Raw genomic sequence first — 23,532 nt, forward strand, 5'->3', positions numbered from 1 at the left:
TCACATTAGTCGCAAATGTCACGCTGGCGAAGTCGATCGTCCCTGCTGCAGGGATCGTTCCCGCAACTTCCGGCAGGAGGTGAGGCTTAGGTGCGCAATCCGAGAGCCTGGAGCATGGGCCGGAATTTGGCCCACGTTTCCGCCAACTCAGCAGAAGGATCAGAGGCCTCGACGATGCCGGCACCAGCATATAAACGCACTGTTTTCGGTGACTCCAGCACAGCCCCTCGCAGGGCAATTCCCCACTCACCATTGCCAGCTCCATCCAGCCATCCGACTGGCCCGGCATAGGGTCCGCGATCCATTTTCTCCAGCTCAAGGATCAGTTTTCCCGCGTCTTCTCGCGGAGTTCCGCAAACTGCAGCAGTCGGATGCAAGGCCTCTACTAGGGACAGAGAGGTGGGCAGATGGCCGTCGGTATCGGCCAGTACCGCCGTGACATCGGATGCCAAATGCCACACATTGGGCAGTTCCAAAATGAACGGCTCGGGGGGGAATGAAAGGTCGGTGGCAAACGGTGCCAACTGCCGCACCAAGGACCGCACGGCGAAGTCATGCTCCTGTCGCTGCTTGGTGGAACCGCCTAGGACCGTGGTCGCAAAGTCCACTGAACCCTCGGGCTCATCCTCCCTATCCAGGGTCCCTGCTAGAACACGGGCTTGGGCCGTGGTGCCGTCTACTTTGATCAAAATTTCCGGGGTGGCTCCGACTAAGCCGCGCACTCCATACGTCCAACATTCACCATAAAGTTGGACCAATCGTTGCAAGATTGAAACACGGTGCACTGGTTCCTCAAACGTTGCCACCACGTCGCGGGCCAAAACCACCTTGTCCAGCCCCCCACCTTCGATTGCGTGCACGCCCGCTGTGACGGACTCCTTCCACTGCTCTTCCGTAAGCGCACCCGTGGTGAGTGTCCCGCGGGACGCTGCGGCCGCCGTCGTACCTTCAGCCGGAAGTTCAAGCAACTCATGATCCACAGCCAAAAATGCGCACAGGGCAGCATGGGCTGATTCAACCGTGGGAGATGTGCCGTCCACCGTGAGCTGAGTGATCCATACGGTCCCGGCGCTAAAACCAACCACTACCGCGGGGACCACCAAAATTGAGCGATGTGCGCTGGTCTTGGAAAACGCGAAGGAACCAAAAGCCATTGGGCCGGTGCCAGGGCTATTGATGGAGTCGACTACCAAGGCGTCAGCCAGCAAAGATTTCCACCACTGTTCGGCAGTGGCGAAACGCTCGCCGCCGGTGCCGGAATAGTTGGCGATCTCACCGTAGCCAAGGAGGCCTTCCCCCCGACGCAGCCAGCAGAACACGTCGGAAACCAGCAGGTCGGCAGGTGAGCCGGCGCGGTGATCGCCCAGTGCTGTCGCATCCATGACAGTGGTGAGGGTGCGTAGCTGGTTGGTGCCCAAGGAAGCAGTCATGATGAATCAAGATTACCTGCCAGTAGACGCCTCGGTGGGCAAGCTTCCGGCCTCGCTGCGGTGGGATCGCACACAACTGGCTCCACCAATGCACGAACGGCGCCAAAGTTTGAGACACTGGGGGAGTGAACCGTGCATCCCTTGAGAAGCGTCCGGAAGAAGTGGCAGCCATGTTTGACGACGTGGCCCCCAAATACGACATCGTCAATGACATCTTGTCCATGGGGCAAGCACGCCGCTGGCGCCGCATCGTGGTCGACGCCGTGGGCGCCGTCCCTGGCCAGCGAGTCCTTGACTTAGCCGCGGGAACAGGTACGTCCAGTGAGCCGTATGCCGACGCTGGCATCCAGGTGGTGGCGTGCGATTTTTCGGTGGGAATGCTAAAGGTCGGCAAGCGTCGGCGCCCAGACATTGATTTCGTCGCTGGGGACGCGACCAACTTGCCGTTCGCCGACAACTCGTTTAACGCCTCCACGATCTCTTTTGGCTTGCGTAACGTCATTGACCCGAAGAAGGCGCTGCGCGAAATGCTGCGCGTGACAAAGCCCGGCGGCAAGATAGTGGTGGCGGAGTTTAGCCAACCTACCTTTGCCCCATTCCGAACTGTCTACACCGAGTATTTGATGCGAGCGCTGCCAGCCGTTGCCCGGAAGACGGCGTCCAACCCAGAAGCTTACGTCTACTTGGCTGAGTCAATTCGGGTGTGGCCCAATCAGGATGAATTGGCTCATTGGCTCACAGAAGCAGGCTGGGGCAACGTTGCCTACCGCAACCTCAGCGGCGGCATTGTCGCCATCCACCGCGCCACGAAACCAGCCTAGTAGCAGCCGTGAAGGTACTCATTGTCGGAGCTGGCCCCGCTGGATCCACCGCTGCCTGGCACCTAGCCCGCGCTGGCATCGAAGTCACCGTGTTGGAAAAGACCCGGTTTCCTCGCGAGAAGGTGTGCGGTGATGGACTGACTCCGCGAGCTGTGCGTGAAATGCAGCTCATGGGTTTGCCGCACGATCCCATGGACGGTTGGCGCAGAAACAAGGGCCTTCGCCTCATCGCTGGCGGTCGACGCGTTGAGGTTCCGTGGCCCGAGCTCTCCAACTTCCCCGACTACGGGCTGATCCGTACGCGCCTGGGCTTCGATGAGTCCTTGGCGCGGCATGCGGAAAGCGCCGGAGCCGTGATCCTGGAGGGCCATTCGGTTAGCACGGCGTTGACGGACGACGCTGGCACAGTGGTAGGTGCCCGGGCGTCACTTTTGGACGAGGCAGGGCGGAAGACCTCAGAGACCCGCGACTTCTTCGCCGACGTCGTTCTGGCAGCCGATGGCAACTCAACGCGCACAGCGGTTTCCCTGGGACACGAAAAACGCGACGACCGTCCCATGGGTGTTGCCTATCGGACCTATTTCACCTCCCCACGCCACGAAGACGACTGGATGGAAGGCTGGTTGGAATTGCCTGACGCCTCCGGTCGTCTACTGCCCGGCTATGGCTGGGTGTTTGGCGTGGGCGACGGAACATCCAATGTGGGGCTGGGTATCTTGAATTCGTCGAAGGAATTCGGCAAGCTGGACTACCGCTCCGTGCTGCGCGACTGGACAGCAGCCATGCCCGCCGAGTGGGGCTTCACGCCGGAAAACCAGGTGGGGCCAATCCGCGGAGCAGCCCTGCCCATGGGCTTTAATCGGACGCCGCACTATTCCAAGGGACTCATGCTCTTGGGCGACGCCGGTGGAATGGTCAGCCCGTTCAATGGGGAGGGTATCTCCTACGCCATGGAATCGGCCCGTTTTGCCGCCGAGTTCATTGTCCGTGCAGCCGGAGCGAACTCCCGGATCGCTTCAGAGCATGCCCTTTCCAGCTACAGCGGCTTTGTCCGCGAGCAATGGGGTAGCCATTTCACCTTGGGTCGAGTTTTTGCCCAGCTCATTGGTAAGCCACAGATCATGAAGCTTGCGCTTCGGACCGGCATGCCCGTGCCGGTCCTGATGCGCTTTGTGGTGCGACTCATGGCAAATCTGACCGACTCTGGGGAACGCGGTTTTGAGGATAGAGTGATTCATCTACTGGAGAAGTTGGTCCCAGCGACAACCAACCAGAGCACCAGCGGTAACTCCCAGCAACAATCCCTACCAATAGTTAGTGTTAAGCAGTGAATACTTCCGCGAACCACAGCTGGACTCATGCCGGTCACGGTCCCGTCGCGTCCGAGGACCCGAACCCGAGCACCATGTCCATAGCAACAGGACTGAAACTGCCCGCAGGATTCACCGCGGTTGCCGAAGATCCGCAGCTGGGACCGTCAATCTCCATGAGCATGGCTCGGGTGGAAAAGGTTTTGCGAGAGGCCATTGCCAATTCGGACCCGCTGGCGGATGCCACCAGCCGCCATCTCGTAGAAGCTGGCGGCAAACGAATCCGTCCGCTGCTGGCTCTGCTGGCCGCACATTTGGGGGACCCCAGCCGCAAAGAGGTGGTGCAGGCCGCCGTCGTCGTTGAATTGACGCACCTTGCCACCCTCTATCACGATGATGTGATGGATTCCGCGCCGTACCGGCGTGGAGCGCCCACTGCGCACGAGGTATGGGGCAACACCGTCGCCATCTTGACCGGTGATCTTCTGTTCGCTCGCGCCTCGATCCTCGTTTCGGAGTTGGGTGGAAAGGCGCTGGGGATTCAGGCCCGAACCTTCGAACGCCTGTGCTTGGGGCAACTGCACGAGACTGTGGGTCCGCGCGAGGATGAGGATCCTTTGGAGCACTATCTATCAGTTATTGCTGACAAGACAGGCTCGTTGGTGGCGGCATCCGGTCAGCTTGGGGCTATTTTTGCCGGTGCAAGCGAGGAACTCCAAGACGTCATGATTGAATATGGCGAAAAGGTGGGCATAGCGTTTCAGCTGGCCGACGACGTCATTGACGTCACGGGTCTGAAGCAAGTTTCTGGTAAGTCGCCTGGCACTGACCTGCGCGAAGGCGTGCCAACACTGCCCGTTCTGCTTTTGCGCAAGGCCGCTGCAGAGGGTGATGCCTCAGCAGTTTCGGTCCTCGCCTTGGTCGAAGGGGATCTAACGAGCGAGGACGCCTTGGCCCGGGCCGTGTCCGCGCTCCGGGAGCACCCAGTGGCCGCGCAATCGTGGGTTGTGGCCCGCGAATGGTCCGATCAGGCGATCGCCGCTCTGAAACCGCTCCCCGAAGGCATGGTTAAGACCGCTTTGGCCAGCTTTGCTGCTGCCGTGGTGGATCGGGACGTCTAAGCGCCTTCGCAGCGAGTCTCATCTGCGGTGAGGGCGTGCCGTACTGGCGAGGGCGTGTGTACTTTCGCACGCCCTCGCCAGTACGGCACGCCCTCACGGGGTTTGGTGGCGGGGTTCGGTGGCGGGACGCCTCAGCCGTGAGTGCCTAACTTCGGGAGCAAGAACGGGCTGGCGCCTTCCTCACTGTTGTTCCAATGAGCCTTCTCGCGTCGGAGTTTGGCAGCAGACTCTGCGGCGGCGGCCAGCCGGGCGTCGTCAACGCTGACCATCATGCCGCTGTGGCGCAGATTGAAGAAGCGGACCACTATCCGGCGGCCATTGGTATTCCACACGGAAGCAGGAACAAGGGGGTCGCCCCACGGATGCGCGGGTTCACCGAATAGGGCGGTGAGATGCTTGCGTACTTCGTCATAGCCGCTTCGCGTGGTCAGATTATCCGGTGTCATCGCAGTGTAGGGCTGCATGTTCACGCCCATGAGGTGTCCGTTGTGAGCTGTCCACGCAGTGGAGAGCTCACCGGGCAGAGGCGTCAAAAGTGCATAGTGCGCGGTGGCGCTGAATTCGTTGGGCTCATCCAACCGCGCGCCGGTGGTGAAGCCGAGCCGTGCGAAGAAGGCTTTTCGCTCCGCATCGGAGCGAGGCCATATACCCTCGGCTAGTTTTTCAATCAGCTCAACGATCTGTGCCGGGGAAGGAATCAGTTCTGAAGAAAGCTCCTGTGCATCCATAACGCCACGCTACCGCTGGGCCCTTGGGTTGTCGAGATGCTACGGCACGATGCCACGGCACGACCGGACAGCGACCTAATCTTCGTCGTCGTTGAATACCCAGTCGAGCATGTCGAAGACAAATTCGCTGAACGTGCCTTCCTCGTTGACCCATTCTCCGGTGGCGTTGTTATGGCGCCACACAATGGGGTCGGGGACGTCGAGTTGGTCGGCGCGGATGCCCCAGGTGTAGGCCTCATCTTCATCCTCGAGGAAGAGAAGGTAGTCGTCCTGGACTTCGAGTTCTTCGGGATCCCAGAAGTAATAGTGGGCTTCCATGAGCTCTTCGCAATTTCCCAGAGCGTGCAAAAATTCACGTAATGCTTGGGGAACCGTGATGCCAAGCTCGGTGAAGATGGCGTCCAAATCCTTCCAGTCAATCCCGTCACTTGGCTCCCAGTTGCCTTCTAGATACTGGGGAACCAGGGCACGGAACTTTTCCACGAACATCTCTGACATCTAAATCTCCAAGGTTGGCAACGCGCGACTATGTCAATCCTAGCCGCGAGTAAATCGTGGTCGCGCCCAACTGCGTGCTGCTAGCGGAGCATGCCAGTGAAACCGGAGGGCCAGCAAACGCAAAACGAAGACGACGACGGCGGCAATGGTCCCAGTGATCAGGTTCAGCCAGCCGTGATGCCAGAGCAGAACAGTGATGCCGGCACCAAAGAATGCCGGGATTGCGTATAGATCTTGGGGGTCAAATACCCGGGGGACGCGGTTGGCTGTGACGTCGCGCAGGATGCCCCCGCCTACGGCCGTCGTGACACCCAAAACGAGTGCAGCAATGGCGTTCATCCCGGTATCCAGTGCCTTGAGTGTGCCGGTGACGCAAAACAAAGCCAGCCCACCGGCGTCGAACGCTAGAACCAGCCGGCTTACCCGTTCCACGCCACCGACCAAGAAATATACGACGCCTGCAGCGAGCAGCGGCGGAACCAGATACACCGGGTTGGTGAAGGCCGCTGGAGGACCAACGTTCAGAATGATGTCGCGGATCACACCGCCACCCAGGCCCACCATGGAGCCCAGCAGTAAGGACCCGACTAGGTCAAATCCCTTGCGGGCGGCCAAGAGTGAGCCGGAAACGGCAAAAAAGAATACGCCCACCAGGTCAATTACCAGGGCGAGGTCGATGGTCATGGAAGCTTACGTACCCGATCCGTTGTACCCGCGGAAAACGCGGAGGACTCCAGCGTACGGCGGCGCGAAATACCAAGCGAATCATGTGTGAAGTTGACGAGGATTGTGGCTACGCTGGCACAATGACAAATACTGTGACGGAGCCATTTGTGCACATCGCGGACTTTCGAATGCGGTTTGGTGAGAAGACGGTCATTGATGGTCTGTCTTTCGACGTGGCCCGAGGCGAAACCTTTGGGTTCTTGGGTAGTAACGGCAGCGGAAAGACAACGACTATCCGAGCATTGTTGGGGATCTACCGCCCCACTTCCGGAACCTTAGAGATCAATGGCCGCGTTTTCAGCGACGACTTTGGTGCCCGGCTGGGCTACCTGCCGGAGGAACGCGGGCTCTATAAAAAAGAATCCGTCATTGACGTCATGACGTACTTCGGCCGGCTCAAGGGGCTCAGCAGAATCGAAGCACAGAAATTCTCCCGTGCCTACCTGGACCGGGTGGACCTGGCCGATAAAGCTGATGTCCGAGTCGACAAGCTCTCGGGCGGTCAACAGCAAAAGATCCAGCTGGGTGTGACCATTATGAACGAGCCCGAGCTACTGATCTTGGATGAACCCACCAAGGGCTTTGATCCCGTGAACCGACGCCTGCTCATGGACATCATTGAAGAACGTAAACAATCCGGAGCCACTGTCGTGATGGTGACCCACCAGATGGAAGAGGTGGAACGGTTGTGTGATCGGATCGTACTGCTTAAGGATGGCCGCAGTGAGGCATACGGCACTATCGACGAGGTACAAAACCAATTTGGTGGGCGGACCATCCGCCTCAAGTACACAGGAGAGCTGCCAAATTCTGCGCTCTATACCGTGAGCCTGCGGGAGCGAAATTATGCCGAACTTGCTGTGGAGGATGTGGTGGACGAGGCAGACGTATTGCGCGAACTGGTAGAAAGAGGCGTGGGGGTGCGAGGATTCACTGCCGCTAAGCGCAGCCTCGACGACATCTTCTTACAGGTGTATGGCGAGAAGCCTGCCGCTGAAGCCACCGCAGGGACGGTGAAATAACATGGCTCGGCACAACTTAGGTACCGTGGTCCATTTTGAGTTCTTCCGTACAGTGAAGAAGCGCCGATTTTGGATTGCTACCTTGGCGATACCCATCTTGTTAGGGATTGTGTTTGGCTTGGTGTTTGCCAGCAATTCCTCCACAGCGTCCAAGGCGGATGCGCAGAAGAACAGCAAAATCTCGTTCACTTACACAGACGCTTCGACGCTCGTGAACCCGGAGATAGCGAAGGCCCTAGGCGGTGAGCTTGAACTTGATGCGGCCACGGCAGTGGAGCGGGTCAAGGCCGGAACGCTCAATGCGTTCTTCGCCTTTCCGGCGAGCGTGTCTACGGAACCCGTGCAAGTTTTTGGCACCGACCAAGGAATCTTTAAAAATGGTACTTACGACGCCGTGGCCAAGCAATTGCTGGTTCTCTCGGCTCAGCAAAAAGTAGGGTCAGCGGAGCTAGCTGCCGCTGTGCAGGGAAGTTTCCGCACGGACACGCAGACGTTTAAGGACGGGAAGGTCTCCGGTGGACTGGAGACCGTAGTGCCGCCGCTGCTGTTCTTGGTGCTGTTTTACGTGGTGATCATCCTTCTGGCTAACCAGATGCTGGCATCTACTTTGGAAGAGAAGGAGAACCGTGTCACGGAGATGATTCTGACCACCTTGAATCCGACGACGCTGGTGGTGGGCAAGGTTATTTCGTTGTTTCTGGTGGGTGCCGTGCAAGCGCTGGTGTTTGCTGCGCCCATGGTGTTTGGTTACGTGTTCTTCCACGACCAGCTATCCATGCCCAACTTTGACCTCTCTCATCTGCAATTCCAGTTCTGGCCGATGATGATTGGCGGCTTGCTGTTCGCTGGTGGGTTCATTTTGTTCACGGGCGTGCTGGTGTCTATTGGTGCCGTGATGCCCACGGCGAAGGACGCCAGCACAGTCTTTGCCCCAGTCATGATCATGATGTTCATCCCGTTCTACATTGTCACCATGGTGGTTAGCGACCCAGGGAACTTGATTGTACAAATCTTCACGTTCTTCCCCTTCACGGCGCCCATCACGGCAATGTTGCGTAATGGATTCGGCTCTCTGGCCGGATGGCAGGCAGCCGTCGTCATCGGGGAACTGTTTATCTTTGGTTTTCTAGCCTTGAGGTTGGCGGTCTACCTATTCCGGTATGGCTCGATCGAGTATTCTCGCAAGCTTTCCCTGCGCACCGTTTTTGCCAGCACCAGATCTGCCAAGGAGAGCTAGAGTGCAGCGCCGAGTCTTATGGGTGGCCATCTTGGCCTCCTTCGTGGCATTTTTGGACGGCGCCATCGTTACAGTGGCGCTGCCAGCCATGACACGCGAGCTCGGCGGAGGGCTTACGACGGCGCAGTGGGTGGTGGATGCTTATCTGCTTTCCTTGGGGTCGCTGATCCTCATTGCAGGATCGCTCTCCGACTCTTTTGGCAGAGTCCGGATTTTACGTGCCGGGCTCATCTTGTTTGGTGTTGCATCACTCGCTTGCGCTGTAGCTCCAGATGCTCTCACCTTGATTGTGGCGCGTGCCGTGCAGGGTGCCGGGGCAGCGCTTCTGGTACCGAGTTCGTTGGCGATGATCACGGCCACGTTTAGCGGAGCATCGCAGGGGAAAGCGATTGGATCATGGACCGCATGGACTGGCACAGCATTTTTAGCCGGACCGCTGCTGGGCGGCCTACTTGTTGACTACGCCAGCTGGCGGCTGATCTTCGCGCTGAACGTCATTCCCATTGCCGGTACACTCTTGTTGCTCAAAGGGCTGGTGATGCCGGCGCCGGAGCCTGAACAGGCCCCGGCGCCGGTGCCCAATCGTGTGGACTTGCCTGGAGCGCTGCTAGCGTCCATTGGCTTAGCCGGAACCGTTTTTGCCTTGATTGAACAGGGCCGTTTGGGATGGGGGAGCCCGGGCGTGGTTGTGCCTTTCGTCCTTGGAATAGCGGCTCTCGCCGCTTTCATTTGGTGGGAGACACGGGCGCCCGCTCCCATGATGCCTTTGGGATTGTTCCGCAAACGAAACTTTGGTATGGGCAATGTTGCTACTACGTTCATCTACGCAGGGGTATCGATCGGGCAGCTGATGGTGGTGCTGTTCCTGCAGGAGGTTGCAGGATTTACAGCGGCCATGGCCGGGGTAGCGTCTGTTCCAACGGCAGTAGTCATGTTGGTTCTGTCGGGCTCTTTCGGCACTCTCGCTGGTAAATATGGTCCACGTTTTTTCATGACGGTCGGGCCTGTGGTGGCGGGCCTGGGTTATCTGGCCATGGCCACCACTACGGAGCCGTTCAACTTTTGGCTGCACATCCTGCCCGGCATGCTGATCTATTCTTTGGGACTCGCCATCACCGTGGCGCCCCTGACGGCGGCCATCCTAGGCGCGGTGCCGCCGTCGCAGAGCGGCATAGGATCCGCCATCAACAATGCCGTCTCCCGCGTTGCCGGCCTGATTGCTGTGGCCTTGGCGGGAACCCTGTTGGGCGGAATCTTGGACTTCGACTCATTTCGACGCATAATGCTCATCACCGCAGCAATGTTTGTGGTGGGCGGCCTTATTTCCGCTTTTGGCATTGTCAACCCAGTGGATAGCGGGGGCAAGAGGCCAAAGGTTGCCCCTATCGATGCGTAGACTGAGCCCTTCGCCAGCCGGAAATTGGGGACCCCACCGCGCCGGCCCAGTTTCTGCAAACAGTACAGCTTGGTAGGGACAACATTTGGTAAGGACACAGCATGGTTCAGCCCACCGTCATGATCGCCTGCGCGCACGGCACCAACAATGTTGTGGGCAGGGCCCGCATAAAGCAGCTGATAGGCACTATTGCAGTACTCCGCCCCGAGCTAACGGTTCTGGAAGCGTATGTGGATGTCCAAGAACCGTCCCTGACAGATGTGCTGGCAGGATTGGCCAATGACGCGGAGGCGGTGGTCGTTCCGCTTCTGCTCACGGTGGGCTATCACGTGCAAGTGGACATCGCAGATGCGGTGGCGAGCAGGCCAGGTACCAGTGCCAGCGCACCGCTGGGGCCGGACCCGCGACTAGCTAAGTTGTTGCACGAAAGACTAGGAGCGCTACCTGCCGGTTGGGGGATTGTGTTGGCTGCGGCTGGCTCTTCGCGCCCAGAGGCCGCCGAACAAATCGAACTCCTAGCGGCCTTTCTCTCTGTATACCGATCTGAAACGGTGCTTGCCGCTTATGGAGCCAATGCCACGCCGAGTATTCCGGAGGCTGTGGTTTCATTACGCGCGGCAGGTTCTACGGGGGTGGCCGTGGCGTCATATCTATTGGCACCGGGATATTTTCATGGCCAGCTGGCCCACTCCGGAGCTGATTTCATTTCGGAACCGCTGCTGCCTTCCATGCTGGTGGCAGAGTTGGCGCTGGAGCACTTTGATGCTGCGGTGAAAGCCGGAGCGCAGAGTGAGCACAAGGACATGTAGGGGTGCTGTCCACCAAATAGTCATCCCACAAACGTCGGCAAATATGCGGGTGTGACGAAATATTGCCCCGGGTGAACCAGCGTTGCATCCGTTGTCCGCTCCCCACCCCGGGCACCCTACGCTCGTTTCATGACACAGACAGCTTTGCCCGGACCCACACCGCCCGGACCCACCCCCGCCCGGCCCGTTCGCGCCCGTCCGGCGACCAAGCCGCATGGACAGTGGGCGGTGGATGGGAAGGAGCCGCTAAACCCCGTTGAGGTGTTCAAAGCGGAGGACGACGGGCTGAGCGTGCGCCACCGCATTGAAACCATCTACTCCAAGCAGGGCTTTGACTCGATCAGTGATGATGACTTGCACGGCCGTTTCCGCTGGTGGGGGCTGTATACCCAACGCAAGCAGGGGATCGACGGCGGTAAGACGGCATCCCTGGAGCCGCATGAACTCGAGGACAGTTACTTCATGATGCGAGTGCGGACCGACGGCGGAAAGCTCAGCACCGAGCAGCTGCGCGTCATTGGCCAAATTTCCATTGACTTTGCCCGCAACACGGCGGATTTGACCAACCGCCAGAACATCCAGTTCCACTGGATCGAGGTTGAGAACGTCCCGGAGATCTGGCGACGCCTCGAAGCGGCCGGCCTGCAAACCACCGAGGCCTGCGGCGATGTGCCCCGCGGCATGCTTGGTTCCCCGGTGGCAGGAATTGCCAAAGCGGAGATCATTGACCCCACCGGTTTCTTGGCGGAACTGCGTGAGCGGTTCATTGGCAACCCCCAGTTTTCCAACCTGCCGCGCAAGTACAAGACTTCTATCACCGGCTACCCGGACCACGACACCATCCACGAGATCAACGATATTTCATTCGTTGGCGTGCGCCACCCGGAACTGGGTCCCGGTTACGACTTGTGGGTGGGTGGCGGGCTCTCCACCGCACCCCGGCTGGCCCAACGCGTTGGCGTGTTTGTGCCGCCGGAGGAAGGCCCCGCCGTGTGGGAGGGCGTCACCAGCATCTTCCGCGACTATGGTTACCGGCGCATGCGCAACAAGGCGCGGCTGAAGTTCCTGATGGAGGATTGGGGTGCGGAGAAGTTCCGCCAGATTCTCGAAGATGAATACCTGGGCCACAAGCTGCCCTACGGCGTGGTCCCGCCCAAAGCGAAAGTCAACGGTGACCATGTTGGGGTCCACGAGCAAAAGGACGGCAACTTCTTTATCGGCGCAGCCCCGTGCGTGGGTCGCTTCTCCGGCACCGGAATGCTCGCGCTGGCGGACCTCCTGGAAGCCCATGGCTCGCACCGTGTGCGCACCACCCCGCTGCAGAAGATCATCGCCTTGGACATTCCCAAGGACCACGTGGAGGCAGTGATTACCGGGCTGGATGAGCTTGGCTTGTCCGCCCGGCCGTCCGTCTTCCGCCGCAACACCATGGCCTGCACCGGGGTCGAGTTTTGCAAGTTGGCCATTGTGAACACGAAAGACACGGCCATCAATATCATTGGCGAGCTCGATGAGCGCCTGGCTGACCTCGTAGACGCCGGGGAACTCGATGAGCCGCTCACGCTCTACCTCAACGGCTGCCCCAACTCCTGCGCGCGCATCCAAACGGCTGACATTGGCCTGAAGGGCATCATTGTCCCCACGGACGACGGCGGCACAACAGGAGGTTTTCAGGTCCACCTAGGCGGGGGCTTGTCCTCGCACAACCGTGAGGAGGCCGGCTTGGGCCGCACCGTTCGCGGTCTGAAGGTGGCCATCCCGGACCTGCCCGACTACGTGGAGCGCGTCATTCGCAGCTACGTGGCCAACAAGCTGGCGGATGAGACCTTCGCCGAGTTCGCCCACCGGGTTGATGAGGAGTTGCTGAAATGACTGTGACGACGCTCCGCTCTCATACCGAACTGCAGGCAATCGCCGAGTCCGGGGCAGCGGAATTGGCCTGGGATGCATCCGCGCAGGAGATCATCGCCTGGGTGGCGCGGAACTTCGCAACGCAGGCATCCGCCGTCGCCTGTTCCATGGCCGACGCCGTCCTGCCAGCCTTGGTTGCCGAGGCGCTGCCCGGGGTAGACGTGCTGTTCCTGGACACGGGATACCACTTCCAGGAAACGTACGCCACGCGCAATGAGGTAGCCGCGAACCTGCGCGTGAACGTGGTGGACGTGCTACCTGAACGAACCGTGAGCGAGCAGGATTCGCTCGTGGGCAAGGACCTTTTTGCCCGCGATCCCGCGCTTTGCTGTGCGCTGCGCAAGGTGGAGCCGCTGCACAAGGTGCTGGCTGGCTATGAACTGTGGTTTACCGGCGTCCGTCGCGACGAAGCTCCCACCCGTACCAAAACGCCGCACATTAGCTGGGATGAGAAGAATGGCCTGGTCAAGGTCAACCCGTTAGTGACCTGGAGCTATGAGGAACTTGCGGAGTATTCAGCGGAGAACCTCTTACCCATCAACCCCTTGCTGAGCGAAGGCTATCCGTCCATCGGCTGCGCACCCTGCACCCAAAAAGTGGCGCTTGGCGATGATCCGCGAAGCGGACGCTGGGCTGGCACGTCTAAAACAGAATGCGGGTTACACCTATGAGCACTCAGACCATGGAACTGACATCTTTGGATCTGCTTGAGTCCGAAGCCATTCACATTATTCGTGAAGTGGTTGCCGAATTTGAACGCCCCGCGCTGCTATTCTCCGGCGGCAAGGATTCAGTCTTAATGTTGCACCTGGCCACGAAAGCGTTCTGGCCAGGACGGGTGCCATTCCCGGTGCTACACGTTGATACCGGCCATAATTTTCCCGAAGTCATCGAGTTTCGCGACCGCACGGTGGAACGCTTGGGCCTGCATCTGGAAGTTGGTTCCGTACAGGAGTTCATAGACCGCGGCGAACTCGCCGAAAGGGCGGACGGCACCCGCAACCCGTTGCAGACTGTGCCGCTGCTGGATGCCATTGCAAGGAACAAGTTCGACGCCGTTTTTGGTGGGGGACGCCGCGACGAAGATAAAGCTCGCGCAAAGGAGCGAATTCTGTCCCTTCGCGATGAATTTGGACAGTGGGATCCGCGCAATCAGCGCCCGGAGCTGTGGAATCTGTACAACGGCCGCCACACAGTGGGTCAGCATGTGCGGGCCTTTCCGATTAGCAATTGGACTGAACTGGACGTGTGGCGCTATATCGGCCGTGAGGGGATTGAATTACCATCGCTGTACTTCGCCCATGAACGCGAAGTATTTTCCCGGGATGGGATGTGGCGTGCTGTGGGAGAAGTTAGCGCACCACGCCCCGGCGAAGAGGTGATGCTCAAAAAGGTTCGCTACCGCACAGTAGGTGATATGTCCTGCACCGGTGCTGTGGCATCCGAGGCTGTCACCGTCCATGATGTGGTGCGCGAAGTCGCTGCCTCCACCCTCACCGAACGTGGTGCTACCCGGGCGGATGACCGCATTTCCGAGGCCGCCATGGAAGACCGCAAGAAGGACGGCTATTTCTAATGAGTACAGTCACCGAAACACCCCTTGCCCATGCAACTCTTTTCCGTTTCGCTACGGCGGGCTCCGTGGATGATGGGAAATCCACCCTGGTGGGCCGTTTGCTCCACGATTCCAAGGCCATTTTGGCGGACACACTGGATGCTGTCACGCGCACGTCGGCGACGCGCGGCTTCGGGGGCGAGAACGGTAGCACTCAAAGGATCGATCTGGCGTTGTTGACTGACGGCTTGCGCGCCGAGCGGGAGCAAGGCATCACCATAGACGTAGCCTACCGCTATTTCACGACGAACCGGCGCAGTTTTATCCTTGCGGATTGCCCCGGACACATCCAATACACGAAGAACACCGTAACGGGGGCCTCGACCGCTGATGCCGTCGTCGTACTGATAGATGCCCGCAAGGGCGTGTTGGAGCAGACCCGTCGGCATCTTTCGGTGCTGCGACTGCTGCGCGTGCCCAACGTGTTGGTGGCAGTCAACAAGATCGATTTGGTCGGCTTCCGTGAGGACATTTTCCGCGCCATCGAGGCTGACCTGCAGTCTGTGGCGGCTGAGATTGGTCTGCCCCAACTGGTGGTGGTGCCCGTTTCAGCGCTGGAGGGAGACAACGTGGTGGATCGCTCCTCGCATACGCCCTGGTACACGGGACCCAGCCTGCTGGACGTACTGGAAACCCTGCCTACTACCGATGAGGTGGAACGCGGACTGGAGCCGTTGCGCTTCCCCGTCCAGTTGGTGATACGCCCCCAGGGTGCGTTGGCGCCGGAGCTTGTTGTAGCGGACGACGCCGGTGCCCCCCTCCGCGATCGCCGCGACTTCCGCGACTATCGCGCCTATGCCGGGCAGTTGGCGTCGGGATCCGTGTCTGTTGGTGAACAGATCACCGTCCTACCGTCGGGAAGGAGCGCTACCGTCATTGGGATCGATTTTGCCGGCCAGTCGTTGCAGCGGGCGGTGGCACCACAATCTGTGTCCTTGCGCCTGAGTGAGGAGATTGATATTGCTCGCGGAGATGTCATAGCTGCCACGGGTACCTTTGGCGAGGTCAGTCAGGATCTCTATGCTGAGCTGTGCTGGCTCTCGAGCAAACCTCTGCGTGAAGGATCCAAGGTGTTGATCAAACATGGCAGCAAAACGGTGCAGGCTTTGATCAGAGCGGTGATCGGGAAACTTGATTTAGATACCTTTGGCTATGAGGCCGCCTCGGTACTGGAACTCAATGACATTGGCACAGCTCAAATCCGCTTATCTTCGGCGCTGCCGATCGAGACGTATGCACTTCATCGACGTACCGGTGCATTCTTGGTGATAGATCCGCAGGACGGCAACACTCTAGCTGCGGGTCTCGTAAAGGAGAATCTGCGCGACTAGGGGTGAGAGTTGGGCCAGATGGAAGTGGCTACTTCGAAAGGCGTTCAGCCGGCAGAGTAGGCAGAGAATAGGGCTTCGGCCAAGCTGAGGTCGATCGGACCGCTCAAGTTCGCCGTGCAGTGGGATTCCTGAGGAAGGTTTTGGAAGGTTTGAGTTATCCGCGTCTTTAGCCACCTGGGGTATTGCGGTGCTTGGACTTCGCGAGGTTCGGGCGGGAAATAGCGTCCACTCGGCGAGATCCATCCGGGGCGGCCGGCGTCCGTCCCGACGGGGGTCCAGCCGCGAAGCTTTATGGACGCCCGTTGCGGTGATTGATCATGACGGACAGCTCCACTTCGGGTCCTGTCGTCTTTGAAATGTTTGATCTTATGATGCTTAGGACAGAGCGGCTCTACGTTTTCCCAGATAGTCCGCCCGCCCTGAGCCCATGCGGTGATGTGGTCGTAGTCGGCTTGGGAAGCTTTACTAGTGCAGCCGGGAAACGCGCAGAGTTCATCCTCAGAGCGCAGGAAGATTCGCATCTTCTTACTGACCCTCCGGGAATCAGGGTTCAGCGCTAGTGCCTCACCGGTGATGGGATCGGTAAACACTCGGTAAAACGAGGGGGCCTTGGCCATCAACCGTTTCGCGACATCCATGCCGAGAGGACCGTAACCCTCCAACTGGGCCGGGGCATTACTTAGCCCCAGAAGGGAAAGCATGGGAATGGTGAGAACGGGCCGAACATCAGGCATGGGCGGCAGTACCCGTGCCGACGGCTTAGGTCTATTTACACGGTTTTGTACTTCGTCCTGTTTATTGCCTTGGACCGAAGATGACGTTTCCTGGTTGGTCATTCCGGGGAGGGTCGATCCGCAGAGAATCTCGTTTTCCCAGGGGTCACTGGCACTGAAATAACTGCCGTCAAAGTACCCGGCCGCTAATCCGCACTCCGGTTCGGTTGCGGTGGGGATCTCGTTATTCCGCTGGCTGGAGTACTCGCCGCCAGCGTTGGAGGCGGGGTTGTGTCCTGTGTCGCCGCCAGCGTTGGAGGCGGCGTCGCGCCTAGCGTAGTCGGTGCCGTCGCCGGCGTCGCGGGCGTCGTCACATTCAGCATCCCGACCGTCGCCTCCGTGGTAGACACCGTCGGCGGGACCGGGCGTGTGTGCAGGCGGGCCGGGGTGTAGGTGGTTCTTGACTAGCGACTGACTCAGCAGCAGCGTCGCGGCAACGTCTGCGCGCAGTTGCGTCAGTGTTCGTTGTTCAGTGGTTCCCTGTGACGCACGGGCTAGTGCGGTTGTTTGTTCCCAAATGCCTTCCACAGTGGGTGCCGGCAGATACAGACTCAACCATGACATTCCGTCCCTGCCACGCTGAGTTTCCATCTTCCTGCAGGCGTATGCGTTCCGGGTGCGCACGTCGATGGACTCTGGATGGGATTTCTCTCGAAGACGGCGCGCTCTGTCTCGGAATTGAGGGGGAGTTGACCCGGCGCAACGCTCCAGCAGTGATTGCTCGTAGGCGGTAATGGCGGCGGCTTCAACTCCTGCCGAGCGCAGCGTACTGGCTTCTTGGGCTACTACTATGGCATGACTCCAGGACAGTTTCCCTGACGCCAGGCTGGCCCATGTGGCCGGCCGATCCCGGACCAAGATGGTGGCATAGTCGATCAAGCTACCGGCGGCGCTTTCACTGATTACCAGCGTGGTCGCAACCTCGGCTCGTATTACCAGACTGGAGCCGTCCCTTTGCCAAGAATCAAAATTCAGTGCACGGGCTTCCAATTCCGCCGCTGAGCTCATCCGTTCGATCACGGCGGCCTTGCATGCCGCTGTCGTGTCTTCGAGTTTTTTGAGGGCGGCCAAAACATCCGTGCAGTCATCGATGACTGCACGTGCCAGATCAACCTTGTTGAGTACGGGCCGGGCCTGACCCCGGGCCGGGGTGTTGCCAGATGGTGGCGCTTGAGTCTGGGCCTGGACCGGTTCGGGTGCAATGACCGCCACAGACTTCATCGGGAAAAGTGCGAAATCAGGTAATTTTGCCAGCATCCGAGGGTCTGGAGAGAAAGGTTCAATGAAGGGAAGCGTCATGGCGGAGATGATGGCCGCCGCACTGGGTGAGGTGGCAGGGATACCCGAAATTCCGGGGAACCGCTCCGGACTACTCATATGACAATTATAGTCCTTTTGTACTAGAAATAATATAGTTATGTGTACTTATATTCTATTTCTATGCGGGTCACTTATGACGCAATTTCATCGAGGGATGGACCGCGCCTAGGTAGGTAGAGTTGTAGCCAAATCCGGCGATGACGTGAAGGATGTGACCATGGCCGAGCCAATTGGTGAAATCAGCCCCGATATAGCGGCCTTTGCTAACCGGCGTCCGGAATATGAGGCCGCTGCTGAGGCCATTAGGCAGTGCATTGTTGCGAGACTCAGAGACGACGGCTTGAACCATCATGATGTTCGCGCCCGGGTTAAGACGCCGCAGTCAGCGCAAGAAAAGCTGAGTCGACGGGACAAAGCGGGGCAACTGCGCTATCCCGGTGGACCAAGCCGACTCGATGACTTAATTGGTGTTCGGGTCATCCTTTTCGTGGAGACGGATATTAACGCTGTTGCTATTGCTCTGACTAGCCAGTTCATCTGCCTCGATGACGAGGACAAAACCGCCGTTAATCGTAAAAGTGGCGGGATTGGCTACGCGGGCCGTCATCTGACCTTGGAAGTACCCGCGGAAAATCCTCCCGTCGGGTGCGAAAGCTACAGGGGTCAACGCTTTGAAGTGCAATTACGCACAGTGCTCCAGCATGCCTGGGCGGAATTTGAACATGACATTCGCTTTAAGGGCACTCATGTGGACAACGCCGAGATAAGCCGTGCGTTCACCATGGCTTCCACGCTGATCGAGCTTGCAGATCAGCAGTTTGTGAACATCTCCGACATCCTTAAGCGGATACAGTCCCAAAGTGCCGCCGGTGACTCGGCGCTCATAGAGGCAGACTCGCTTCAACTGTTGCTGGACAGGGTATTTCCGGCCTATCCACACAGCAAAGCCGGCCAGTACCACTGGCTGGTCAAGGTGCTGGCCGTCAATGGGTTTGCCAGCGTGGCGTCTCTTGAAACTTGGCTCGTGGATATTGACGCTCGCACAGTGGCGCAGGCCATGGGGTATCGGTTCATGCCGGGCCAGGTCCGGGTGGTCGATGACCTCCTGCTCAAAACTTTGGGCGAGGACTATATTGACTCGAGCAAAAACATTGGTAGCGACTTTAACCGAGAAGCGAAGTTGCGGTTTCGATTGCGCCGACTTCGTTCCGGAAGCTCATAGCGCGTGAGCCTTTTCCTGGGCTCCGATAAGACGTGCCGTGTGTGACGCCCGGTGAAGCTGCATGACCCCGGGTGTCACAAGCGTTGAAGAGCCTTCATACATTTCTCTAGCGTTGACCTTGACTACTTTGGCAAAGCCGCCAGCACCGTCGCCAAACGCCAAGGACATGGACGATGACAAAAACGCCTGAACGACCACCACAGGTCAAAACCAAACGGATCGTTGCTGGTGAGAAGCCGACGCACACGACTCGTCTCGTGGAGATCATCGCCGTCCTCGCACTGGTGGCCTTGATAGGAACGGGTGCTGCTGTCGCTTCCGTCACCGCCAGCGGCAGCTTGGGACCGGACGACGGCGCCCCGGTGGAGCCCAGCGCTGCCGGAACCCTGAGGTTGGGCTACTTCGCCAACGTCACCCACGCACCAGCGATCGTCGGTTTGCAAAAAGGTATCTTCGCCGCGGACCTGGGTACTACCAAAATCGCGACCCAGGTGTTCAACGCTGGCCCGGCGGCAGTTGAGGCACTCAATGCGGGTGCCATTGATGCCGCCTATCTTGGTCCAAACCCTGCGACTAATTCTTATGTCCAAAGCCACGGCAGTTCCCTGCGCGTCATTGCCGGGGTTACCAGCGGTGGCGCCCAATTGGTGGTGCGGGCGTCCATCACCTCCGCGGATCAGCTTAAAGGGAAAGTTCTAGCCACTCCTGCGCTGGGCGGCACCCAGGATGTAGCCCTGCGCTCCTGGCTGAAGGAACACGGGCTCGCCACCTCGCCGGACGGGAGTGGGGACGTTCGCATTAATCCCACGGACAATGCATCGACCCTCAAGCTCTTTACGGACGGTAAGCTCGACGGCGCATGGTTGCCTGAGCCGTGGGCCTCACGTTTGGTGTTGGAGGCTGGGGCGAAGGTACTGGTCAATGAGGCCGAACTATGGGATAACGGTCAATTTAGTACAACTGTACTAGTTGTCAATAAGTCCTTCTTAGCTGCCCATCCGCAGACGGTGGACGCGTTACTGAAGGCTCATGTGGAGTCCATTCAATGGCTGGAAAAAAACCACAAGGACGCAGCCTCCGTGATCAACGCGGGGATAAGCGATGTGGCTGGGAAACCACTTAGTCAAAAGGTGATCGAGAGATCGCTAGATCAGCTGCATTTTTCTGCGGATCCACTCGCGGAGACGTTCCCCAAACTCTTGGAGCACAGTGTGGATGTCAAGGTCAGCAAACCGGCGGACATTGCAGGCATTTTCGAGCTGCGCCCGCTTAACCGGGTGCTGCTTGCCGCTGGGCAAATACCTGTCAGCGCAGCCGGATTGGGGACAGAGTGACGCTGCTTGGACTGGCGGTAGAAACCACACAAGAGGCCACGCTCCCAGACCAGCCGCCCGTCGTCGTCCTGGAAAACCTTGGCAAACATTATGGTGTCGACGCAGCGATCTTAGAGAACGTCAATGCCACAGTCCGCCAGGGTGAGTTCGTGGCGTTATTGGGGGCGTCGGGCTGCGGAAAATCAACGTTGCTCAATATAATTTCCGGGCTGGATGTCCCCACCACAGGAGCCGTGGAGGTTCCTGTGGATGGCGCCGCGTTCATGTTCCAGGATTCATCTCTTTTTCCTTGGCTGAGTGCACGGGAAAATGTGGAATTGGCGCTGAAACTTCGCGGCGTGGGTAGGAAAGCACGTCGGGCCCGTGCTCTGGAACTGCTTGAGCTGGTGAATTTGGCGCACGCGGCTGATAAACGCCCCCATGAGCTCTCCGGAGGGATGCGTCAGCGTGTGTCCCTGGCCAGATCGTTGGCCCAGGACCGCCCTTTGCTGTTGATGGACGAGCCCTTCGCGGCCTTGGACGCCATCACGCGCGATCTGCTGCATAACGAGCTTGAACGGGTGTGGCGAGAAACCCAGCGCACCATCATCTTTGTGACTCACAATGTGCGCGAAGCTGTGCGTTTGGCACAGCGCGTGCTGCTGCTTTCGTCCCGTCCTGGAACGGTGGTGGCACAGTGGGAGGTTTCGCCCGAGCACCGCCGCGACGGCGCGAAAGCGGCGGAACTGACGGAGGAAATCACGGCGAAACTACGCGAGGAGATCCGCCGTCATGCCTGAAACTTCGGGGTCCCAATCACTCGGCACAGCCCTGAAGGGTGCAGAGGATTCGAACCGGTCCTTAGAAGCAGGGCTGGACTCTCTCCAGACCAGGGCCGCCTACCGCAAGCGGGTGGATCTGACCCGTGTACTCCTTCCCATTGCTGCCTTGGTGGTCCTTGTCCTGGGCTGGCAGATCTACGTTTCCCTGGGGCTGCGACGTCGGGATCTCGTGCCCGGACCGTTGGATGTCCTTGGCGCTGTGGGAGTCCTCTGGCAAGAGGGCACGGCACAGGAAGCCATCTGGACCTCGCTGCAACGAGGAGTCATAGGGTTCACCGTCAGCATCTTGGTTGGCACACCGGTGGGGCTCCTTCTTTCTCAAGTAAGTCTGCTGCGCCGCGCCTTCGGCCCTCTGGTGTCGGGCCTTCAGGTATTGCCATCGGTTGCATGGGTTCCGGCAGCCATCATCTGGTTCGGCCTAAGCGATGCCACCGTGTATTTTGTGATGTTCATGGGTGCCATCCCGTCCATCATCAACGGTCTAGTCGCCGGGGTAGACCAGATTCCGCCGCATTACCGTCGCATGGGTCAGGTTTTAGGGGCTTCCCGATGGGAAATGGCGGTCAACGTGGTGCTTCCTGCCGCGCTGCCAGGTTATGTCGGGGGACTCAAACAGGGCTGGGCGTTCGCCTGGCGTTCGCTGATGGCAGCGGAAATTATTGCCATGGGTGGAACACTCGGGTTTGGGCTGGGTTCCTTGCTAGAGCAAGGACGCCAACTCTCCGACATGGGATTTGTTATCTCCGCGATCCTGATGATCTTGGCCATCGGCATCGCTGTGGAACTGTTGGTGTTTGCTCCGCTGGAGAAGCGACTTCTGCGTGGGCGTGGGCTGCTTGTAGGCAGCACGCGGTAGACGCTAACGCCGAGTCAGTGTGTCGTGACGTGACGTTGCGTGAACCGGTGTAACGAACATCTTGAACTTGCCTCTTTCCATTCCCTAGGGTCAATTTATGGCACTTGACGATTTCTACCGCACCTTGCGTGGGCTCCTTGGACGAGCTTCCCTTGCCGGGAATAACAACACAGATCCGCGTAGGCGGTTGAAGCGTTTTGGGCACTTGGGGGAGTTAACTGCTGGTTCCGTGGCCTTGGTCGGTGGCGGCCCTGGCGCCATTGATTTGATCACTGTTCGTGGTCAACGGTTGCTGGAAATGGCCGACGTCGTCGTAACGGACCGGCTGGGCCCTCGCGGGCTTTTGGCAACTCTTGGGACAAATGTGCGGATTATCGAGGTTGGTAAGACCCCTGGCCACCATCCCGTCCCACAGGTGGAAATCAACGCGATTCTGGTCCGTGAAGCGCAGGCTGGAAAAAGAGTTGTGCGCCTCAAGGGAGGGGACCCGTACGTGCTGGGGCGCGGCGGAGAGGAAGCCATCGCCTGCCGTGAAAATGGCGTGGAGGTGGAAGTTGTTCCCGGAGTTACCAGTGCGGTGAGTGTTCCCGCGGCGGCCGGTATCCCGCTGACACACCGCGGTTTGGCTAAGGCGTTCACCGTGATCAGCGGCCATGAGGATCTGGCCAACGTCCCGCAGGGGAGTGAGCACACGGTGGTACTGCTCATGGGAGTAGGCACGCTTAACCGTTCTATTCCGATCTTGGCGGCGGCCAATCGCGGCGCGCAGTGCCCGGTGGCCATCATTGAAAACGGCTTCTCAAAGGACCAGCGCGTCACTATTGGTACGCTCGGGACCATAGTCGCTCAAGCCCAGGCGGATAGAGTGCGCAACCCAGCTGTGGTCGTCGTCGGGGATGTGGTGCGGGTTAGCCCGTTGGCCCCCGCCATGATGGCGGTGGCACACTACGGCACGCGGGAAACCGTCAGCAATTTCTCTTAGACTTATCCATAGCCGTTGTACAAAAAAGACAGAAATGAGCACAGTTGTGTCCTTGAACGCCCCCGTGACGAACCCTAGCGATGCACCCCGTGGCACGCAAGAACGCCCGCTGCGCATCGCCGTCATCGGCGCAGGTCCCGCCGGAGTTTATGCTGCAGACATGCTGACGAAGAGTCAGGAAGTGCACAACGGCCTGGTCTTGGCGATTGATATCTTTGACCGATACCCGGCTCCGTATGGTCTGATTCGGTATGGGGTTGCTCCGGATC

22 protein-coding genes and 1 pseudogene are annotated in these 23,532 nt (G+C 59.1%); 17 read left to right on the forward strand and 6 right to left on the reverse strand.

The genetic code is table 11. The features are described from left to right. Positions 1-86: 86 nt before the first annotated feature. Positions 87-1,430, reverse strand: a complete 1,344-nt coding sequence (locus LOH53_RS07355; protein WP_376991767.1) for an isochorismate synthase — start codon at positions 1,428-1,430, stop codon at positions 87-89. 125 nt (positions 1,431-1,555) lie between these two features. Between LOH53_RS07355 and LOH53_RS07360 the strand changes: the two genes are divergently transcribed. Genes LOH53_RS07360 through LOH53_RS07370 form a run of 3 tightly spaced genes read left to right on the forward strand, consistent with a single transcriptional unit; the run spans position 1,556 to position 4,682 of the window. After that, positions 1,556-2,251 carry a demethylmenaquinone methyltransferase gene (locus tag LOH53_RS07360; RefSeq protein ID WP_230067081.1) on the forward strand — a complete coding sequence of 232 codons (696 nt, stop codon included), beginning with the start codon at positions 1,556-1,558 and terminating at the stop codon, positions 2,249-2,251. Between the two features lie 8 nt (positions 2,252-2,259). Beyond that, a complete protein-coding gene (locus tag LOH53_RS07365; RefSeq protein WP_230067082.1) occupies positions 2,260-3,582 on the forward strand; it encodes a geranylgeranyl reductase family protein in 1,323 nt (440 codons plus the stop codon). Beyond that, entirely contained in the window at positions 3,579-4,682 is a 1,104-nt protein-coding gene (locus LOH53_RS07370) for a polyprenyl synthetase family protein (RefSeq protein WP_230067083.1), read from the forward strand. The genes LOH53_RS07365 and LOH53_RS07370 overlap by 4 nt, the downstream gene beginning before the upstream one ends. Before the next feature lie 131 nt (positions 4,683-4,813). Here LOH53_RS07370 and LOH53_RS07375 read toward each other — a convergent pair whose 3' ends face one another. The 3 genes from LOH53_RS07375 to LOH53_RS07385 form a co-directional block, all read right to left on the reverse strand. Beyond that, positions 4,814-5,410 (reverse strand): hypothetical protein, encoded by a 597-nt coding sequence (locus tag LOH53_RS07375; RefSeq protein ID WP_230067084.1) that lies wholly within the window; start codon positions 5,408-5,410, stop codon positions 4,814-4,816. 75 nt (positions 5,411-5,485) lie between these two features. Further along, entirely contained in the window at positions 5,486-5,908 is a 423-nt protein-coding gene (locus LOH53_RS07380; protein ID WP_230067085.1) for a hypothetical protein, read from the reverse strand. A 39-nt stretch (positions 5,909-5,947) separates the two neighbouring features. Continuing rightward, entirely contained in the window at positions 5,948-6,592 is a 645-nt protein-coding gene (locus tag LOH53_RS07385) for a trimeric intracellular cation channel family protein (RefSeq protein ID WP_230067086.1), read from the reverse strand. A 122-nt stretch (positions 6,593-6,714) separates the two neighbouring features. Between LOH53_RS07385 and LOH53_RS07390 the strand changes: the two genes are divergently transcribed. The 8 genes from LOH53_RS07390 to LOH53_RS07425 all read left to right on the forward strand — a co-directional run bounded on the left by LOH53_RS07390 (position 6,715) and on the right by LOH53_RS07425 (position 15,955). Continuing rightward, positions 6,715-7,656, forward strand: a complete 942-nt coding sequence (locus tag LOH53_RS07390; RefSeq protein WP_230067087.1) for an ABC transporter ATP-binding protein — start codon at positions 6,715-6,717, stop codon at positions 7,654-7,656. A 1-nt stretch (position 7,657) separates the two neighbouring features. Then, a complete protein-coding gene (locus LOH53_RS07395; protein ID WP_230067088.1) occupies positions 7,658-8,893 on the forward strand; it encodes an ABC transporter permease in 1,236 nt (411 codons plus the stop codon). Position 8,894: 1 nt separating this feature from the next. Beyond that, entirely contained in the window at positions 8,895-10,289 is a 1,395-nt protein-coding gene (locus tag LOH53_RS07400; protein ID WP_230067089.1) for an MFS transporter, read from the forward strand. 101 nt (positions 10,290-10,390) lie between these two features. Then, positions 10,391-11,098 (forward strand): sirohydrochlorin chelatase, encoded by a 708-nt coding sequence (locus LOH53_RS07405; protein ID WP_230067090.1) that lies wholly within the window; start codon positions 10,391-10,393, stop codon positions 11,096-11,098. Between the two features lie 129 nt (positions 11,099-11,227). Then, on the forward strand, positions 11,228-12,970 hold the full coding sequence (locus tag LOH53_RS07410) for a nitrite/sulfite reductase (protein WP_230067091.1): 1,743 nt from the start codon (positions 11,228-11,230) through the stop codon (positions 12,968-12,970). Next, positions 12,967-13,680: a phosphoadenylyl-sulfate reductase gene (locus LOH53_RS07415; RefSeq protein ID WP_230067092.1), complete on the forward strand. Its 714-nt coding sequence runs from the start codon at positions 12,967-12,969 to the stop codon at positions 13,678-13,680. Before LOH53_RS07410 ends, LOH53_RS07415 begins: the two co-directional genes overlap by 4 nt. Further along, positions 13,677-14,585, forward strand: a complete 909-nt coding sequence (gene cysD / locus LOH53_RS07420; protein ID WP_230067093.1) for a sulfate adenylyltransferase subunit CysD — start codon at positions 13,677-13,679, stop codon at positions 14,583-14,585. Before LOH53_RS07415 ends, cysD begins: the two co-directional genes overlap by 4 nt. Further along, positions 14,585-15,955 (forward strand): sulfate adenylyltransferase subunit 1, encoded by a 1,371-nt coding sequence (locus tag LOH53_RS07425; protein ID WP_230067094.1) that lies wholly within the window; start codon positions 14,585-14,587, stop codon positions 15,953-15,955. The genes cysD and LOH53_RS07425 overlap by 1 nt, the downstream gene beginning before the upstream one ends. A 44-nt stretch (positions 15,956-15,999) precedes the next feature. Here LOH53_RS07425 and LOH53_RS07430 read toward each other — a convergent pair whose 3' ends face one another. Further along, the gene (locus LOH53_RS07430; protein ID WP_230067095.1) at positions 16,000-18,105 is read right to left on the reverse strand and encodes an HNH endonuclease signature motif containing protein; all 2,106 of its coding nucleotides are present in this window, start codon (positions 18,103-18,105) and stop codon (positions 16,000-16,002) included. A 160-nt stretch (positions 18,106-18,265) separates the two neighbouring features. Here LOH53_RS07430 and LOH53_RS07435 point away from each other — a divergent pair, with 160 nt between their 5' ends. Continuing rightward, on the forward strand, positions 18,266-19,270 hold the full coding sequence (locus tag LOH53_RS07435) for a GTP pyrophosphokinase (protein ID WP_230067096.1): 1,005 nt from the start codon (positions 18,266-18,268) through the stop codon (positions 19,268-19,270). On the opposite strand, the gene LOH53_RS07440 is transcribed toward LOH53_RS07435, so the two are convergent. Next, positions 19,265-19,438: a hypothetical protein gene (locus LOH53_RS07440; protein WP_230067097.1), complete on the reverse strand. Its 174-nt coding sequence runs from the start codon at positions 19,436-19,438 to the stop codon at positions 19,265-19,267. The two genes, LOH53_RS07435 and LOH53_RS07440, sit on opposite strands and share 6 nt — an antisense overlap. A 5-nt stretch (positions 19,439-19,443) precedes the next feature. Between LOH53_RS07440 and LOH53_RS07445 the strand changes: the two genes are divergently transcribed. The 5 genes and pseudogenes from LOH53_RS07445 to LOH53_RS07465 all read left to right on the forward strand — a co-directional run. Further along, positions 19,444-20,604, forward strand: coding sequence for an ABC transporter substrate-binding protein (locus LOH53_RS07445; RefSeq protein ID WP_230067098.1), 1,161 nt, complete (start codon positions 19,444-19,446; stop codon positions 20,602-20,604). A 2-nt stretch (positions 20,605-20,606) separates the two neighbouring features. Continuing rightward, the gene (locus LOH53_RS07450) at positions 20,607-21,383 is read left to right on the forward strand and encodes an ABC transporter ATP-binding protein (RefSeq protein WP_230067110.1); all 777 of its coding nucleotides are present in this window, start codon (positions 20,607-20,609) and stop codon (positions 21,381-21,383) included. After that, positions 21,376-22,281, forward strand: a complete 906-nt coding sequence (locus tag LOH53_RS07455; protein WP_230067099.1) for an ABC transporter permease — start codon at positions 21,376-21,378, stop codon at positions 22,279-22,281. Before LOH53_RS07450 ends, LOH53_RS07455 begins: the two co-directional genes overlap by 8 nt. 217 nt (positions 22,282-22,498) lie before the next feature. After that, positions 22,499-23,263, forward strand: a pseudogene (cobA, locus tag LOH53_RS07460) (uroporphyrinogen-III C-methyltransferase); the annotation flags it as partial. A 34-nt stretch (positions 23,264-23,297) separates the two neighbouring features. After that, the coding region (locus LOH53_RS07465; RefSeq protein ID WP_230067100.1) for an FAD/NAD(P)-binding protein at positions 23,298-23,532 on the forward strand (235 nt) is incomplete at its 3' end.

Source organism: Arthrobacter cryoconiti, from assembly GCF_020905375.1.
Lineage (GTDB): Bacteria > Actinomycetota > Actinomycetes > Actinomycetales > Micrococcaceae > Specibacter > Specibacter cryoconiti.